We start from the raw sequence: 16,885 nt of genomic DNA, 5'->3' as shown, positions 1-16,885 counted from the left end.
GCACACCCAAGGACAGTGGAAGGCATGCTCGCTTTCACTCTTCGCCGCGCCGTTCAGGCCATCGGCGTCATGTTCGCCGTCGGCATCATCGCGTTCTCGATGTTCCGCTTCGCCGGCGACCCCGTGAACCAGATCGTCTCGATCGACACCTCGGCGGCCGAGCGGGCGATCGTGCGCAAGTCGCTCGGCCTCGATGATCCCGTGCCGGTGCAGTTCGTGCGTTATTTCGCCGATGCAGCGCAGTTCAAGTTCGGCGTTTCCTACCAGTTCCGCCAGCCGGTCTCGGCGCTGTTGATGGAGCGTATGCCCGCGACACTGGAGCTTGCAATCTGCGCGACCGTCTTCGCGATGGTGTTCGGCATCCTGATGGGCGTCTATTCGGCGCTCAAACGCGACACCGTGCTGGCGAAACTATTCCAGGCCGTTTCGCTTGTAGGCATCTCGCTGCCGACTTTCCTGATCGGCATTCTCCTGATCTATCTGTTCGCGGTGACATTGGGCTGGTTGCCCTCGTTCGGCCGCGGCGAGGTGGTCAAGCTCGGCTGGTGGACGACGGGCCTGCTCACGCTGTCCGGGCTGAAGGCACTGATCATGCCCTCGATCACGCTCGGCCTGTTCCAGATGACCCTGATCATGCGGCTGGTGCGCGCGGAGATGCTGGAAGTGCTGCGGACCGACTATATCCGCTTCGCCCGTGCCCGGGGACTGACCACCCGTGCCATCCATTTCGGCCACGCGCTGAAGAACACGCTGATTCCGGTGATCACGGTGGCCGGACTTCAGTTTGGCTCGGTTATTGCATTTTCCATCATCACCGAAACCGTGTTCCAGTGGCCGGGCATGGGACTTCTGTTCGTCCAGGCCGTGCAAAATGTCGATATCCCGATCATGGCCGCCTACCTGCTGATGGTCTCGCTGATCTTCGTCACCATCAATCTGGTGGTCGACATTCTCTATACCGTGGTCGATCCGCGCCTGCGCTCGACCATCGGTCGCGCCGCATAAGGCAGCCCTGCATGTCCGACGCAGTCGTCTCCAGTTCCGACAAGCAGGGCGCCCAGCCTGCACACGCCGCCCAGAACTGGTTCAGGCGCGCGCTCGACAGCGATCTCTTTTATTCTTTCCGGCGTTCCAAGCTCACCATGGTGGCGGCGGCCATCACGGTCTTGTTCTTCCTGCTCGCGATCTTTGCATCCGTGTTCGCGGTGCAGAACCCGTTCGATCCGGCGCAGCTGCAATTGATGAATTCGCGGATCTCGCCGCTGTGGACCGCCGACGGTCAGAGCCCGTTCCTGCTCGGCACCGACGAGCAGGGCCGCGATGTGTTCTCTGCCATTCTCTATGGCATGCGCATCTCGCTCGCCGTCGGCGTCGCCGGAGTGATCTTCGCCGGCGCGCTCGGCATCGCGCTCGGCCTGATCGCCGGATATTTCGGCGGCGCAGTCGACGGCGTCATCATGCGGATCGCCGACGTGCAACTCACCTTCCCCGCCATCCTGATCGCGCTGCTGGTCAACGGCATCGCGAAATCGATCCTGGGCAACCGGCTCGACGCCACCAGCATGCTTGTCGTGCTGGTGATCTCGATCGGCCTGAGCTTCTGGGTGGGGTACGCGCGGACGGTGCGCGGCTCCGTGATGGTCGAGAAGAACAAGGACTACGTGGCTGCCGCGCAGTTGATCGGCCTGCCTGCGCCGAAGATCATGCTGCGGCATGTGCTGCCGAACACGATGGGCCCGATCCTGGTCATCGCCACGATCAACCTCGCGCTCGCCATCATCACCGAGGCGACGCTCTCCTTCCTCGGCGTCGGTCTGCCCGACACCATGCCATCGCTCGGCACGCTGATCCGCATCGGCAACAACTATCTGTTCGCCGGCGAATGGTGGATCGTCGCCTTCCCCGGTTTTGCGCTCGCCGCCCTGATCCTCTCCATCAACCTGCTCGGCGACTGGCTGCGCGACGCGCTCAACCCGAAGCTTCGATGAGTACGCCTCGCCCATGACCGAACCCGTTCTCTCCGTGCGCAACCTCCAGGTGGAGTTCGCCTCCCGCCGAGGCACGTTGCGCGCCATCGACGACGTCTCCTTCGACATCGCCAAGGGCGAGGTGCTCGGCGTCGTCGGCGAGTCGGGCGCCGGCAAGTCCGTCACCGGCCTCTCGGTAATCGGCCTGATCGATCCGCCCGGCCGCATCGCCGGCGGCGAGATTCGTCTCGCGGGCCTGCGCATCGACAATCTGCCGCCGGAGCAGATGCGTCGTATCAGGGGCAAGCGCATCGGAATGATCTTCCAGGATCCCCTCACCTCCCTCAATCCGCTGTACAAGGTCGGCGACCAGATCGTGGAGACGATCCGGACGCACCTCAATCTGTCGGAGCAGGCGGCGCGCCGCCGCGCCATCGACCTGCTCGCCGAGGTCGGCATTCCCGCACCCGAAAAGCGGATCGACGGCTATCCGCACGAGTTCTCCGGCGGCATGCGCCAGCGCGTGGTGATTGCGCTTGCGATCTGCGCCGAGCCGGAGTTGATCATCGCGGACGAGCCGACCACCGCGCTCGATGTTTCCGTGCAGGCCCAGATCATCTCGCTGATCAAGCGGCTCGGGCGTGACCATGGCACCGCGGTGATGCTGGTGACTCACGACATGGGCGTGATCGCGGAGACCTCGGACCGCGTCGCGGTGATGTATGCCGGTCGCATCGCGGAGATCGGCCCGGTGCAGGATGTCGTGAGGAACCCGCTGCATCCCTACGCCAAGGGCCTGATGGGCGCGATCCCGACGCTTGCGGGCGAGGACAAGCGCCTCGTGCAGATTCCCGGCTCCATGCCGCGGCTGTCAGCGATCCCGCGTGGTTGCTCGTTCAATCCGCGCTGCGCCTTCGCCTTCGATCGCTGCCGGGTCGAGCGGCCGGAGCCGCTGCCGCGCGGCGCGCAATCGGTCGCGTGCCATCTCTATGACAATGTGCCGGCGGAGAGCGCGGCATGAGCGCTCCCTTCGTCCAGGCCACAAATCTGCGCCGCGTTTTCGACGTCTCGAAACCCTGGCTCAACCGCGTGCTCGAAGGTGGCCACCTCGAATACCTCAAGGCGGTGGATGGCGTCACTTTCGATATCAGAAAGGGCGAGACGTTTGCTCTGGTCGGAGAATCCGGCTCCGGCAAGACCACGGTGGCGCGGATGGTCGTTGGCCTGCTGCCGCCAAGTTCCGGCGACGTCCTGATCGATGGCGTCTCGATGACGGATCCGCGGCAGGCGCCGGCGCGGCGAAAGCTGCGCCGCCGCATCCAGATGATCTTCCAGGATCCCTATGCAAGCCTGAACCCGCGCTTCCGCGTGGATGCCATCATCTCCGAGCCGATCCGCGCCTTCGACCTGATCCAGGGCGAGCGTGACATCCAGGCCCGCGTCGGCGAGCTGCTCAGCCTCGTCGGCCTGCATCCCGACGACCGGCTGAAGTTTCCGCACGAGTTTTCCGGCGGCCAGCGCCAGCGCATCGCGATCGCGCGCGCGCTCGCCTCCGATGCCGAGTTCATCGTCTGCGACGAACCGACCTCGGCGCTCGACGTCTCGGTGCAGGCGCAGATCCTCAACCTGATGCGCGACCTCCAGGACAAGTTCGGCCTGACCTACATGTTCATCAGCCACAATCTCGCCGTGGTCCGCCACATGGCGAGCCGCGTCGGCGTGATGTATCTCGGCCGCATCGTCGAGATCGCGGAAGGACGCGAGTTGTTTGCCCGCCCGCGCATGCCCTACACCAAGATGCTGCTGGGCGCGGTGCCCGATCTTGCCATGAGCGGCCGCCAGCGCATTCCGGTCAAGGGCGAGATCCCGAACCCGATCAACCCGCCCCCGGGCTGCGCCTTCAATCCACGCTGTCCGCTCGCGTTCGATCTCTGCCGCAAGGAGACCCCGGAACTGATCGACGGCGTCGCCTGCCACGCCGTCAACACCGCACCGGTCCCGGCGTGACGCGCGCGTGCCATGCAGCCTTCGCATTTGGCGGCGACGTGGCCCTGTGATCAATTGCGCGCGCCGGAAATAAGGTGGTGAAGTTCATGGGCAGCAATATCAATCCCGATCCGTTCACGACGAGGCCCGAGATCGAAGGCACGTTCGGGGTCGTCGCCACCACGCACTGGATTGCGACGGCCGTCGGCATGGCCATTCTGGAAAAGGGCGGGAATGCTTTCGATGCCGGCGTTGCCACCGCCTTCACGCTCCAGGTGGTCGAGCCGCATTTGAACGGTCCCGGCGGCGACGTACCCATCATCGTCCACGACGTGAAGCGCGGCCGCACCGAGGTGATCTGCGGTCAGGGCCCGGCACCCGCGCGCGCCACCATCGCACATTACAGAAGCGAAGGCCTCGACATGGTTCCCGGCACCGGCCTGCTCGCGGCCTGCGTTCCCGGCACCTTCGAATCTTGGATGATGCTGCTGCGAGACTACGGCACGATGCGCGTGCGCGACGTGCTGGAGCCGGCGATCTCCTACGCACGCGACGGCTATCCGCTGGTCGAACGCGCCTGCGCCACGATCCAGACCGTCGAGCAGCTGTTCCGCAAGCATTGGCCGACCTCGGCCGCGGTGTATCTTCCGCACGGTGACGTGCCGAAGCCCGGCACGCTCTTCACCAACAAGACGCTGGCCGAAACCTACGCCCGCATCCTCAGCGAAGCCGAGCGCGGCGGCGGCGGCCGCGACGCCGAGATCGAGCGCGCACGCAAAGCCTGGTCGCATGGCTTCGTTGCGGAAGCCATCGACAGGTTCTGCCGGACGCAGGAGGTGATGGACGTCAGCGGCTCGCCGCATCGCGGCGTGCTCTCGGCCGACGACATGGCGCGCTGGCAGCCGACGGTCGAGGCGCCGCTCACTTACGACTATGGCCGCTACACCGTCTGCAAGGCCGGCGTCTGGAGCCAGGGCCCTGTCACGCTCCAGCAGCTCGCGCTGCTCAAGGGCTTTGCGCTCGACGGGCTCGATCCGACCGGGCCGGAGTTCATTCATCTCCAGATCGAATGCGCCAAGCTTGCCTTCGCCGACCGCGAGAAATTCTATGGCGATCCCAAGTTCAACGAGATTCCGATCGGGACGCTGTTGTCTGATGCCTACAATGACGAGCGGCGTAAGCTCATCACCGACAAGGCGTCGCTCGATCTCCTCCCCGGCTCGGTCGAAGGCTTTGGCGGCGAGGTCAAGCTGCGCCGCGCCGAGGGCCAGCGCGAGGCCGTCGGCGCGCTCGGTGCCGGCGAGCCGACGGTGGGGCGCTTCGGCGAGGTGCGCGGCGACACCGTGCATTTCGACATCATCGACAAGGCCGGCAACATGGTGTCCTCGACGCCATCGGGCGGATGGCTGCAATCCTCGCCGATCATTCCGGAGCTCGGCTTCTGCCTCGGCAGCCGCGCCCAGATGTTCTGGCTGGAGGAAGGCCATCCCGCCGCGCTCGCGCCGGGCAAGCGGCCACGCACGACGCTGTCGCCGACCATGGCATTGCGCGATGGCGAGCCGTACCTCGCCTGGGGCTCGCCGGGCGGCGACCAGCAGGACCAGTGGATCACGCAGTTCTTCCTGCGCCACGTCCATTGCAATCTGAACCTCCAGGAGGCAATCGACGCGCCGGCCTGGCACTCCGAGCACTTCCCGATCTCGTTCTGGCCGCGCACCGCGCGCCCCGGCGTGCTCGTGGTCGAGAACCGCGTGCCGAAGGCGACGATCGAGAACCTGCGCGAGCGCGGTCATATCGTCGAGGTCGGTCCCGACTGGTCGGAAGGCCGCCTCACTGCGGCCTCGCGCGTGGGCGTGCGCCGCCGTGCCGCCGCCAATCCGCGCGGCATGCAGGGCTATGCCGCAGGACGCTGAAGGCAGCACATGACCTGGTCGATCATCGCGCAAGACCCTGCCACCGGCCAGTTTGGCATTGCGGTAGCGACCCGCTTCTTCGCCGTCGGCGCGCGCGTCCCCTACATTGCCGCCGGTGTCGGCGCCATCGCAACGCAGGCCTTCGTCAACCCCTATTACGGCATCGACGGCGTCAAGCTGTTGCGCGAAGGTTTGAACGCACACGACGTACTCGCCACCCTGCTCGCGACCGACGAAGGCCGCGAAAGCCGCCAGATCCACATCATGGATGCCAGCGGCGAGATCGCCGCGCATACAGGGCGCGATTGTGTCGACTGGTGCGGCCACATCGCAGGCAGCGGCTTCTCGATCGCGGGCAACATGCTCGCCTGCGCCGACGTGCTCGACGAGACGGCAAAGACCTACATCGCCAATGACAGCCTCCCCTTCCCGCGCCGCCTGCTCGCGGCGATGCGCGCGGGTGAAGCCGCCGGCGGGGACAAGCGCGGCAAGCAGTCCGCCGCGCTACTGATCCACGGTGAGGAGGAATGGCCGGCGCTCGACATTCGCGCCGACGATCATCCCGATCCGCTGAGCGAGCTCGAGCGGCTCGAAGAGGTCAGCCACGAGCTCTGGGTGCACTTCCGCGCCTCCATGCCGACGCGGCAGAACCCGGCCGGCAACACCGATCGCAGCGCCATCGACGCCAGCATCGCAGCAGCGCGGGCAAGGCGGTCATGAGCCCGAGCCCCCTCATCGAGATCAGGGATCTGCGCATCCGCTTTCACGGCGACGACGGCCGTATCACCCACGCCGTCGACAGCGTCGATCTCAGTGTCGCCCATGGCTCCACGCTCGGCCTCGTGGGCGAATCCGGCTGCGGCAAGAGCGTGACCTCGCTGGCCATCATGGGCCTCTTGCCGAAGCAGAGCGCGGAGATATCAGGCGCGATCCGCTTCGACGGTTTCGATCTGCTGAAGACTCCCGACCAGACGCTGCGCGACCTCCGCGGCAACCGGCTGGCGATGATCTTCCAGGAGCCGATGACCTCACTCAACCCGAGTTTCACGATCGGCGACCAGATCATCGAAACGATCCTGCGCCATCGCGGCGGCTCGCGGAAGAGTGCGCGCGAGCGCGCAATCGAACTGCTGCGCCGCGTCCACATCCCATCGCCCGAGCGGCGCATCGACGAGTATCCGCACAAGCTCTCAGGCGGCATGCGCCAGCGCGTCATGATCGCGATGGCGCTGGCCTGCGACCCGCGCCTCCTCATCGCCGACGAGCCGACGACCGCGCTCGACGTCACCCTGCAGGCCCAGATCCTGGAATTGATGCGCGAGTTGAAAGCGGCGAGCGGCGCCGCGATCATCCTGATCACCCATGATCTCGGCGTCGTCGCCGAGGTCTGCGACGAGGTGGCGGTGATGTATGCCGGCGAGATCGTCGAACGTGCGCCGGTGGACGAGCTGTTCTCGGCGCCGCAGCATCCTTATACGGTCGGTCTGCTCGGCTCGATCCCGCGGCTCGACCATCGGGCCGAGCGGCTTGCGACGATCGAAGGCATGGTCCCGAACATGGCGCAGCCGCCCGCCGGTTGCCGCTTCGCCGCACGCTGCCCGTTCGTGCTGGATGCCTGCACCAACGCGCCGCCGCCACTGGTCGAGGTCAGCCCCGGCCACCTCTCGCGCTGCATCCGCGCTCCGCTTGAACTGTTGGTGTCGTGATGGCCTCGTTCTCCCTTCTCGTGCCCCGGGCGCAGCGCAGCACAAGCGCAGCGCGGTGGTGTGCTGCTGAACCGGGGCCCATGTGGCGGCAATCTGGGTCCCGGTTCAGCGTCGCAACACTTCGTGCTGAGCCGCGCCCGGGACACGAGATCGGTACTTGCGGGGTGCAGAAGCAATGAGCGCTCTCCTCGAGGTCGAAGGCCTGGTCAAGCATTTCGTCGCCGAGCGCTCGCTGTTCGGCCGCGCATTGGCGCACGTCAAGGCCGTCGATGGCGTTTCGTTCTCGCTCGACGCCGGCAAGACGCTGGCGCTGGTCGGCGAGTCCGGTTGCGGCAAATCCACTGTCAGCCGCCTGGTCTTGCGGCTGATCGAGCCGGACGCCGGCACGGTTCGCTTCGAGGGCCGCGATCTGCTCTCGCTCGACGCCAACGGCTTGCGCGCCTTCCGGCGTAAAGCCCAGATCATCTTCCAGGATCCTTATGCCTCGCTCAATCCGCGCATGACGATCGGCCAGATCCTGACCGAGCCGCTGGCGCTGCACGATCTCGTTCCGGCACCGCGACGATCCGAGCGCGTCGCCGAGCTGCTGCGGCTGGTCGGGCTCGAGCCGCGGCTGGCACGGCGCTATCCGCATGAGTTCTCCGGCGGTCAGCGCCAGCGCATCGCCATCGCGCGCGCGCTCGCGGTCGAGCCGAAGCTGATCATCTGCGACGAGCCGGTCTCGGCGCTCGACGTCTCGATCCGCTCGCAGATCCTGAACTTGCTGCGCGAGCTGCAGGACCGGCTCGGCCTTGCCTACATTTTCGTTTCGCACGACCTGGCCGTGGTCAAGCACATCGCCGACCACGTCGCGGTGATGAATCTCGGCCAGATCGTCGAGACCGCGGAGGCGGACGCGCTGTTCGCCGCACCGCACCATCCCTACAGCCGGGCGCTGCTGTCCGCGATCCCCGTGCCTAAACCGCGGGCAAAGAGCAGCCGGATTGTGCTGCAGGGAGAGATCCCCAGCGCGCTCAATCCGCCACCGGGATGCCGCTTTCACACCCGCTGCCCTTATGTGGTCGATCGCTGCCGCAGCGAAATGCCTCGACTCGTCGCGGATGGCATCGGACATGCAACGGCCTGCCACCGAACATCGGAACTGCCCTCCTCGGAGGCGATCGTCCCAATGGACGGCGGCTTCTCGCCGGTCCTGGAAAAACTGGTCGCAGCCTTCAGCGGCGGGCCGGAAGCAGCACGCGGCGGCGGGGTTCGTTCATTGGGGGCGGCCCCCACAACGCCGTGAAACAGAGGTTGAGAACGATGAGCTTTGTGCGTTTGACAATCCTGGCGTCGGCATTGCTGACGTCGCTCGCGGGCACCGCCCAGGCGCAGACCACGCTTCGCATCGGCATCGCCGAGGACCCCGACATCCTCGATCCCAGCATCGGCCGCACTTATGTCGGCCGTATCGTCTTCTCCGCGTTCTGTGACAAGCTGTTCGACATCGACGAGAAGCTCAACATCGTGCCACAGCTGGCGTTGTCCTACGAGACATCGGCCGACGGCAAGGCCATGACGATCAAGCTTCGGCCGGGCGTCAAATTCCACGACGGCGAACCGCTGAACGCGGAAGCCGCGAAATTCTCGATCGAGCGTCACATGACGCTGCCGACCTCGTTCCGCAAGTCCGAGCTCGCCAGCGTCGACCATGTCGAGGTGGTCGATCCTCTCACCATCAAGCTGGTGCTGAAAACGCCCTACTCGCCGCTGATCGCCCAGCTCACCGACCGCTCCGGCATGATGGTCTCGCCCAAGGCTGCGAAGGAGGCCGGTGACAAGTTCGGCCTGCATCCGGTCTGCGCCGGTCCCTACAAATTCGTCGAGCGCGTCCAGCAGGACCGCATGGTGTTCGAGAAATTCGCCGACTACTGGAACAAGGACAACATCCACATCGACCGCGTCGTGTTCCAGCCGATCGTCGATGCCACCGTGCGCCTCGCCAATCTGAAATCCGGCGCGCTCGACCTGATCGAGCGCGTGCTCGCCACCGACATCAAGGACGTCCGCGCCGATTCCCGGCTCGTATTGTCGACCGCGCCGGAACTTGGCTATCTCGGCCTGACCATCAACATCGGTAACGACAAGAACAAGGGCCCGCTGAGCCAGTCGGCCAAAGTCCGGCAGGCGCTCGATCTGTCCATCGATCGCGAGGCGCTCAACCAGGTCGTGTTCAACGGAGAATTCACCCCGGGCAATCAGTGGGTCAGCCCGACGCATCCCTATTACCAGAAGGCATTCCCGGTTCGCGGCCGCGACGTTGCCAAGGCCAAGGCGCTCCTGAAGGAAGCGGGCGTCACCCTGCCGGTGACGGTGGATTACATGATCCCGAAGGGCGCGGAGAACGAGGCCGTCGCCCAGGTCGTCCAGTCGATGGCGGCGGAAGCCGGCTTCGACATCAAGATCCGCGCGGTCGAATTTGCGACCACCTTCAAGCAGGCCCAGGCCGGCGAGTTCCAGGTCTTCCAGATCAACTGGAGCGGCCGGATCGATCCCGACGGCAATTCCTACATCTTCATGCGCAGCAAGGCGCCGCAGAATGACGGAGGCTATTCCAACCCCGAGGCCGACAAGCTGATGGAAGAGGGGCGAGCGACAGCGAACGTCGACGAGCGCAAGGCGATCTACGCCAAGCTGGCCAAGATCCTGCTCGAGGACCTGCCGATCATCTATATCTATCATCGCACGCTCCTGATCGCGCACACCAAGAAGCTCGAGGGTTACCGGCAGATGCCCGATGGCCTCGTGCGCGTGGTCGGGCTGAAGTTCAAGTGATAGATCTGATGACGACGATGGCGTGTCCCGGACGCGGCGCAGCGCATAAGCGCTGCTCCGCAGAGCCGGGACCCACAGCAGCAGCGAACCGCGGCCATTGGGTCCCGGTTCAGCAGCGCAACATTGCATGTTGCGCAGCGCCCGGGACACAAGCCGCACCATGCTGAACTTCCTCGCCCGCCGCATCGCGCAGATCGTGCCGACACTGTTCTTCGTGTCGGTGCTGATCTTCTCGTTGCAGCAATTGTTGCCGGGCGATCCCGCGCTAGTGATGGCCGGCGAGGAGCGCGATCCCGCGGTGATCGAGCAGATCCGCCAGCAGTACAAGCTCGATCAGCCGGTCCCGGTCCAATATGTCTACTGGCTCAAGGGCGTCCTGACAGGCAATTTCGGCGAGTCGCTGCGCAACAAGATGCCGGTCCGCGAGCTGATCGCGCAGAAGCTGCCGGTGACGCTGCAGCTCGGCTCGATGGCGATCCTGATCGCGTTCTGCATCGGCATTCCCGCCGGCATCGTCTCCGCGGTGAAGAAGGGCACGGCCTGGGACTATGGCGCCAATCTGTTCGCGCTGTGGGGCATCTCGACGCCGAATTTCTGGCTCGGAATCCTCCTGATCTTCCTGTTCTCGATCAAGCTCGGCTGGCTGCCGGCCTCGGGCTACGTGCCGCTGACCGAGGACTGGCGCGCGAGTCTCGCCGCCACCATCATGCCGGCCTTCGTGCTCGGCAACGCGATTTCCGCGATCCTGATGCGACACACCCGCAGCGCCATGCTCCAGGTGCTGGAGAGCGACTATGTCCGCACCGCTCGCGCGAAGGGTCTTTCCGAGCGCTCGGTCATCCTCAAGCACGCCATGCGCAATGCGCTGACGCCGATCATCACGCTCGGCGCGCTCGAGCTCGGCACGCTGCTGTCGGGCGCGGTGCTGACCGAGCAGATCTTCTCCATTCCAGGCTTCGGCAAGCTGATCGTGGACGCCGTGTTCAATCGCGACTACGCCGTGGTGCAAGGCGTGGTGCTGGTGACGGCCACGGTTTACATCACCCTGAACCTCGTCGCCGACGTCGCCTATGTCCTCGTCAATCCGCGGCTGAGGGGCTAAGGCGATGACGGACACTGCGCTGCCCGCCAGCCCCGCCGCCCAAGCCTACGAGCTGGACAGCCCGGCGCGCCGCGCCCGGCGGCGGCTGTTCAAGCGCAAGGCGGCCGTGTTCGGGCTTGTCGTGATCACGGCATTCATCCTCCTTGCGGCGCTCGCGCCACTCGTCGTTCCCTACGATCCGATCGCGACGAGCTGGAGCCTGGTGCGCAAGCCGCCGACGGCAGCGCACTGGTTCGGCACCGACGAGCTCGGCCGCGACATCCTGAGCCGCGTCGTCTACGGCGCGCGCGCCTCCCTGCTTGCAGGCCTCATCTCGGTCGCGATCGCGCTCGGCATTGGCGTGCCGCTCGGCCTTCTCGCCGGCTATCGCGGCGGCTTCACCGATGCGCTGATCAGCCGGATCACCGATGCGATGCTGGCCTGCCCGTTCCTGATCCTGGCGATCGCGCTCGCGGCATTCCTCGGGCCGAGCCTCGGCAATGCCATGATCGCGATCGGCATCTCGGCGACCCCGATCTTCATCCGCCTGACCCGCGGCCAGGTGCTCGTCGTCAAGGCCGAGGACTATGTCGAGGCCGCGCGGGCGCTCGGCAATCCGCCATGGCGGATCGCGTTCTCCCATATCCTGCCGAACATCCTGCCCGCGCTACTGGTGCAGGCGACGCTCTCGATCGCCGCCGCCATCATCGCGGAAGCTGCTCTGTCCTTCCTCGGCCTCGGCCAGCAGCCGCCCGCGCCGTCCTGGGGCAGTATGCTCAACGCCGCGCAACGCTTCCTGACCCAGGCGCCCTGGATGGCGATCTGGCCCGGGCTTGCGATCTTTCTCGTGGTGCTGTCTCTGAACCTGCTCGGCGACGGCCTTCGCGATGCGCTCGATCCGCGGCAGCGCTAGATCACAACCTCGCGCATCACGCGGCGGCAATCCATCTCGTATTCGAGATCGACGACCGGTGGCCGGGCAAAATGCCAGGTCAGGCCGGAGCGCAAGGCGCCGCGACGGACCAGCTCATCGACCATCGCGTGGTGGAAGTCGTGCACGGAATAGGCCTGCACGCCGGTCGTGTCCTTCCAGCCGAAGCCGAAAGCGGCCATCCGGCTCTCCATTTGCGAGGTCGTGGTGAAGCGAACCTTTTCCCGCAAGCCTTCCGGACTGAGATCACGGTAGCGCACGGTGCGCTCGACATAGGTACCGCTGCCCTCGCGTGCCTCGGCGCCGCCGGCGATGACGAAGCTGGGCGTGTTTGATCGCGTCGGTCGCGTGAAGGAGAATGCGTAGAAGGACGGCTCTGACGGCGGATCGATCTCCGGACAGACATTGCTGCGCGCCACCGGATTGGTGGTGCCGTCGAAGATGCCCCACTCGGACAACGTCTTCACATAATGCAGGTTGAACGCACGAAAGCCCTCCTCGCTGAAGGCCGCCGGCGAGCGCAGCTCGCAGGCACAGAACGCCGTCAATGGACGCCCCGCCTCCTGGATAAATTTTGCGGCCAGCGCAAATCCTTCAGCGAGCGGCACCAGGCGGTCGAACCGGACGCGTTCGATCTCATAACCCTCATCCGCGGCGGCGCCGGCGGAATACTGGAACACGGATGGAATGAAACGATAATTTCCGGCGGAGAATTCGCGCGTCATGACGGACTCCTATTCCAATTGCATGCGAGTGCCCTTGGCGCCGTTGAGCAGGCGCCTCAGGTGAAAACCGGCCAGCGGATCGTCGGCATGCATCCCGACCAGCGCGGCAAAGGCCGGCATGGCGGCGGCATCGCCGGCCTCCATCTTGGCAAAAGCTTCGGAATATTGCGCCGTCGCCGGGGCTTCGAACTTCGCCTGGAGCAGCGGTTCGAACGCACGCAGCGGCTCGCTGCGCCCGCGCAGCATCAGGTCGCCCACGGGCCGACCATGGAAGTTCGCAGCCCCCTTGGCCACGCTGGCACTGACGCAGATGCGCGTTCCCAGATACTTGTTGGCCGCCTCCAGCCGCGCTGCCGTATTGACGGTGTCGCCATAGGCCGTGTAGTCGAAGAAGCGGTTGCCGCCGAAATTGCCGACCAGCGCGGGGCCAGCATGGGCACCGATGCGGGTGGTCCCGAAATTCACGCCTCTCGCCTTCCAGCGCGCCGAAAAGTCCTCCGCCCAGGCGTCGAGGTCATGGGCACAGGCGACTGCACGCGTCGCATAGTCCGGCTGGTCGCCGGGTGCATTGAACAGCACCTGGATCGCATCGCCGATGATCTTGGCGACCGTCCCCTCATGAGCGAAGACAATCTCGGTCATGCCGCCGAAATATTCGTTGAGAAGCTCGCCCAGTGTCTGCGGGGCCGCGGACTCGACCAGCGAGGTGAAGCCGGTGATGTCGGTGAAGAGGGTGGCGACATCGCGCCAATGCACCTCAATGCCGTCACCCTGGACATCCGCCGCCAAGCGCCTTGCGATCTCCGGCGAGAAGAAACGCGACAGCGAGGCATAAGCGCGCTCGGCTTCCATCTGGCGCCGCCGCACTTCGCGCAGCATCTCCACATGACGAATGGTCTTCTCGATCGTGGTCTCCAGATCGGCGAAGTCGATCGGCTTGGTCAGGAAGTCGAACGCGCCGCGGTTCATGGCGATGCGGATATTGCTCATGTCGCCATAAGCAGAGACGATGATGGTCGACTTCTTGTCCTCGGCCTCCTGGAGCTTCGCCAGCAGCGACAGCCCGTCCATCCGCGGCATGTTGATGTCGGAAACCACCATGTCGACATGCGGGTTCAGCTCGAGCGACTCCAGCGCCTCCAGGCCATCGCGCGCGAATATGAGAGCGAGCTTCCCATCGCGAATCTGCCTGCGGAATTTCTGCAGGATCAGCGCCTCGAGGTCAGGCTCGTCGTCGACGAAGAGGATGGTCGCAGTCATGCGGCTTGCTCGAGCCTCGTGTCGATCTCCTGCCGCAGCAGCGCGAAGTCGATCGGCTTGGTGAGAAGCCCGACGGCACCGCGCTCGATTGCCTTTCGGCGCGTCTCGGCGTCGCCATAGGCCGTGATCATGATGACGGGCACATCCGGATGCGCGGCACGCACCTTCGGCAGCATGTCGAGCCCGCTCATGCCGGGCATGTTGATATCAGACAGGATCAGGATCAGCGAGGGATCGCGAACCTCGGCCGCGCGCTTCAGCGCCTCGGGGGCCGAGAGCGCGAACTCCATCTGGAAGCGGCCGGTGCGCAGGTCGCGCCGGAACTGTTGCCGAAACAGCGCCTCGACGTCGGGCTCGTCATCGACGACCAGGATGTAAACGTTCAAGACTTGCCTCCGGGTGTGCTGCCAGTCGTGCCGCCTGTTGCCATCACCCGCGGCAGGGTGATGATGAATTCGGTGAATACACCGGGCTCGGTGTTCACGTCGATCGTGCCGCCGTGCTGTTTCACGATGATATCATGGCTCATGGACAGACCGAGCCCCGTCCCCTCGCCGGCCGGCTTGGTGGTGAAGAAGGGGTTGAACATCCTCTCCTTCACCTCGGGGGGAATCCCGGTACCGTTGTCGCGGATCCGGATTTCGACGCTGCCGCCGAGATCCTTCGTTGTCGCGCCCAAGGTGGGCGCGAAGCTGTCCCCCTCGCTCTCCTTGCGCTTGGCCGCCGCGTAGAAGCCGTTCGAGATCAGGTTGAGGAAGACGCGCGTGATCTCCTGCGGATAAATGTCGACCATGCCGGCAGCGGGATCGAACGCGCGCTCGAGCGTGACGTTGAATGCCGGCCTTTCGGCACGCGCGCCGTGATAGGCCAGATTGAGGCTTTCCTCCACGACGGCATTGATGTCGACGGCGCGATGCTCGCCGGAGCCTTCGCGCGAATGCAGCAGCATGTTCCGCACGATGGAATCGGCGCGCCTGCCGTGCTGCACCACCTTCTCGAGGTTACCCCTGAGCATGCCGGTCAGCTCCTCGACCTCCTCCTTCGTCTTGCCGTCGAGAGCGGCGGATCGCAACGTTTCGTTGAGCTCGTCGATCAGCTCCGTCGACACTGCGGAGAAATTGTTGACGAAGTTGAGCGGGTTCTTGATCTCGTGAGCGATGCCGGCGGTGAGTTGGCCGAGAGATGCAAGCTTCTCGGTCTGGATCAGGCGGTTCTGCGCGGTGCGCAGATCGTTGAGAGATTGGCGGAGTTCCGCGGTGCGCTGCTCGACCTTGTTCTCCAGGTCAGCATAGGATTCCTGCAAGCGTGCACCCATGTCGTTGAACTGGTCGGCGAGCCCTTCAAGCTCGTCGCCGGTCCTGATCGAGATGCGCTGGGAGAAGTCGCCGCCCCCGATCCGCTCGGCACCGCTGCGCAGAGCCTGGATCGGCACGACCATGCGGCGCGCCAGGAAGATCCCGGCGAGCACCGCGAAGATGGATGCTGCGAGCAGCACGATCGCAAGCCGCTGCAATGAAGCATAGAGCGCGGCATAGGCCTCCTCGACCGGCAGCTCGACGAACATGGTCCAGTGCAGCGGCTCGATCGGGGCCGATGCGGTCAGCACCTTCTGGCCCTGGATGTTGCGCGCTTCGGAAAGCGCGTCGGCGACGGTACCGCTCCCGGCCAGCGCGGCACGTACCTGCGCCAGGTTCGACATGTCGGTGTTGCGCAGGACGAGGCTGATGTCGGGATGCGCGATCAGTCGTCCCTCCGGACCGACCACGTAGGCGTGTCCGTGCTCGCCGACCTTGATCTGGGACACAACGTCCCAGATCAGCTTGAGATTGACCTCCGCGATGCTGACGCCGGCATCCTTGCGGGCACCGGCCAGCGCCAGCGTCATGTAGGGCTCGGACTCCCGGCGGAAATAAACCGGGCCGTAATAGACCTTGTGCGCGACCGCCTCGGTGAACTTCGGGTCGGCCGACAGGTCGATTCCGCTGTCGAGCGCGTCCATCGCCAGCCGCGAGACCCGCAACCGCTCCTTGCCGGTCGAATCCACTTGCGCAAGCTCGGTGATAGCAGGCACCTGGCGCAGGAGGCGCAGCGCATCGAACCGGCGCTGCTCGATCGAACCTCCCGACCAGGGCAGTTGCGTGGTCCAGCCGAGCTGGCTCTCGATCTCCTTGACGAACTGGCCGATCTTGGCCGCGGCGGCCTCGGCCTGCTCGTGCTGGACTCTGATCAGCGAAGCCTTGTGCTCGCGATAATAGAAGAAGACCTCGAACAAGCCATTGGCGAGCAGAGCGATGGCGACAACGGCCACGAACAGCGCGACGTATTTGGTGAACAGCCGCATTCTGATTCCGCGGCCCGCCGTTCCGCCGGACGCTGCCTTGCCTGGGGCCGCGCTCGGCAGCGTCCCGGCTCGAGGTGTGTCGGAGTGGAGGGAAAGGCTCATCCCGCGAAACCTAGCAAGAAGACCGGACCTTGTCTCTCGCAAGCGCAGGAAAGGGCCTC

General features: G+C 65.3%; 15 protein-coding genes. 11 read left to right on the top strand and 4 right to left on the bottom strand.

Annotation, left to right across the window (positions count from 1 at the left end; genetic code table 11):
• The first annotated feature begins 24 nt into the window (after nt 1–24).
• From ABIA42_RS06535 to ABIA42_RS06485, 11 genes are all read left to right on the top strand, one after another.
• The gene (locus tag ABIA42_RS06535) at nt 25–1,005 is read left to right on the top strand and encodes an ABC transporter permease (RefSeq protein ID WP_028178267.1); all 981 of its coding nucleotides are present in this window, start codon (nt 25–27) and stop codon (nt 1,003–1,005) included.
• Between the two features lie 11 nt (nt 1,006–1,016).
• Nucleotides 1,017–1,988, top strand: a complete 972-nt coding sequence (locus ABIA42_RS06530) for an ABC transporter permease (RefSeq protein WP_370114785.1) — start codon at nt 1,017–1,019, stop codon at nt 1,986–1,988.
• Between the two features lie 13 nt (nt 1,989–2,001).
• Nucleotides 2,002–2,988 (top strand): ABC transporter ATP-binding protein, encoded by a 987-nt coding sequence (locus ABIA42_RS06525; protein WP_271529949.1) that lies wholly within the window; start codon nt 2,002–2,004, stop codon nt 2,986–2,988.
• Nucleotides 2,985–3,974, top strand: coding sequence for an ABC transporter ATP-binding protein (locus ABIA42_RS06520; protein ID WP_239622209.1), 990 nt, complete (start codon nt 2,985–2,987; stop codon nt 3,972–3,974). The genes ABIA42_RS06525 and ABIA42_RS06520 overlap by 4 nt, the downstream gene beginning before the upstream one ends.
• Nucleotides 3,975–4,060: 86 nt before the next feature.
• Entirely contained in the window at nt 4,061–5,866 is a 1,806-nt protein-coding gene (locus tag ABIA42_RS06515; protein WP_370114787.1) for a gamma-glutamyltransferase family protein, read from the top strand.
• 9 nt (nt 5,867–5,875) lie between these two features.
• Entirely contained in the window at nt 5,876–6,586 is a 711-nt protein-coding gene (locus ABIA42_RS06510) for a DUF1028 domain-containing protein (protein WP_370114789.1), read from the top strand.
• On the top strand, nt 6,583–7,572 hold the full coding sequence (locus tag ABIA42_RS06505; RefSeq protein ID WP_370114791.1) for an ABC transporter ATP-binding protein: 990 nt from the start codon (nt 6,583–6,585) through the stop codon (nt 7,570–7,572). The genes ABIA42_RS06510 and ABIA42_RS06505 overlap by 4 nt, the downstream gene beginning before the upstream one ends.
• 175 nt (nt 7,573–7,747) lie before the next feature.
• The gene (locus tag ABIA42_RS06500; RefSeq protein ID WP_271529954.1) at nt 7,748–8,857 is read left to right on the top strand and encodes an ABC transporter ATP-binding protein; all 1,110 of its coding nucleotides are present in this window, start codon (nt 7,748–7,750) and stop codon (nt 8,855–8,857) included.
• A 17-nt stretch (nt 8,858–8,874) separates the two neighbouring features.
• Nucleotides 8,875–10,386 carry an ABC transporter substrate-binding protein gene (locus ABIA42_RS06495; protein ID WP_370114793.1) on the top strand — a complete coding sequence of 504 codons (1,512 nt, stop codon included), beginning with the start codon at nt 8,875–8,877 and terminating at the stop codon, nt 10,384–10,386.
• Nucleotides 10,387–10,546: 160 nt separating this feature from the next.
• Nucleotides 10,547–11,488 (top strand): ABC transporter permease, encoded by a 942-nt coding sequence (locus tag ABIA42_RS06490; RefSeq protein ID WP_028178275.1) that lies wholly within the window; start codon nt 10,547–10,549, stop codon nt 11,486–11,488.
• A gap of 4 nt (nt 11,489–11,492) precedes the next feature.
• Entirely contained in the window at nt 11,493–12,380 is an 888-nt protein-coding gene (locus ABIA42_RS06485; RefSeq protein WP_271529957.1) for an ABC transporter permease, read from the top strand.
• Here ABIA42_RS06485 and ABIA42_RS06480 read toward each other — a convergent pair.
• The 4 genes from ABIA42_RS06480 to ABIA42_RS06465 are packed head-to-tail and all read right to left on the bottom strand — an operon-like array spanning nt 12,377 to nt 16,826.
• Nucleotides 12,377–13,123, bottom strand: a complete 747-nt coding sequence (locus ABIA42_RS06480) for a hypothetical protein (RefSeq protein WP_370114796.1) — start codon at nt 13,121–13,123, stop codon at nt 12,377–12,379. The two genes, ABIA42_RS06485 and ABIA42_RS06480, sit on opposite strands and share 4 nt — an antisense overlap.
• A gap of 9 nt (nt 13,124–13,132) precedes the next feature.
• A complete protein-coding gene (locus ABIA42_RS06475; RefSeq protein WP_370114798.1) occupies nt 13,133–14,383 on the bottom strand; it encodes an adenylate/guanylate cyclase domain-containing protein in 1,251 nt (416 codons plus the stop codon).
• Nucleotides 14,380–14,769, bottom strand: a complete 390-nt coding sequence (locus ABIA42_RS06470) for a response regulator (RefSeq protein ID WP_370114800.1) — start codon at nt 14,767–14,769, stop codon at nt 14,380–14,382. The genes ABIA42_RS06475 and ABIA42_RS06470 overlap by 4 nt, the downstream gene beginning before the upstream one ends.
• Nucleotides 14,766–16,826: an ATP-binding protein gene (locus ABIA42_RS06465; RefSeq protein WP_370114802.1), complete on the bottom strand. Its 2,061-nt coding sequence runs from the start codon at nt 16,824–16,826 to the stop codon at nt 14,766–14,768. Before ABIA42_RS06465 ends, ABIA42_RS06470 begins: the two co-directional genes overlap by 4 nt.
• Between the last annotated feature and the right edge of the window lie 59 nt (nt 16,827–16,885).

The sequence above is a fragment of the Bradyrhizobium sp. USDA 327 genome (assembly GCF_041262065.1).
GTDB classification, from domain to species: domain Bacteria; phylum Pseudomonadota; class Alphaproteobacteria; order Rhizobiales; family Xanthobacteraceae; genus Bradyrhizobium; species Bradyrhizobium liaoningense.
This window is presented reverse-complemented; position numbering and strand designations above follow the sequence as displayed.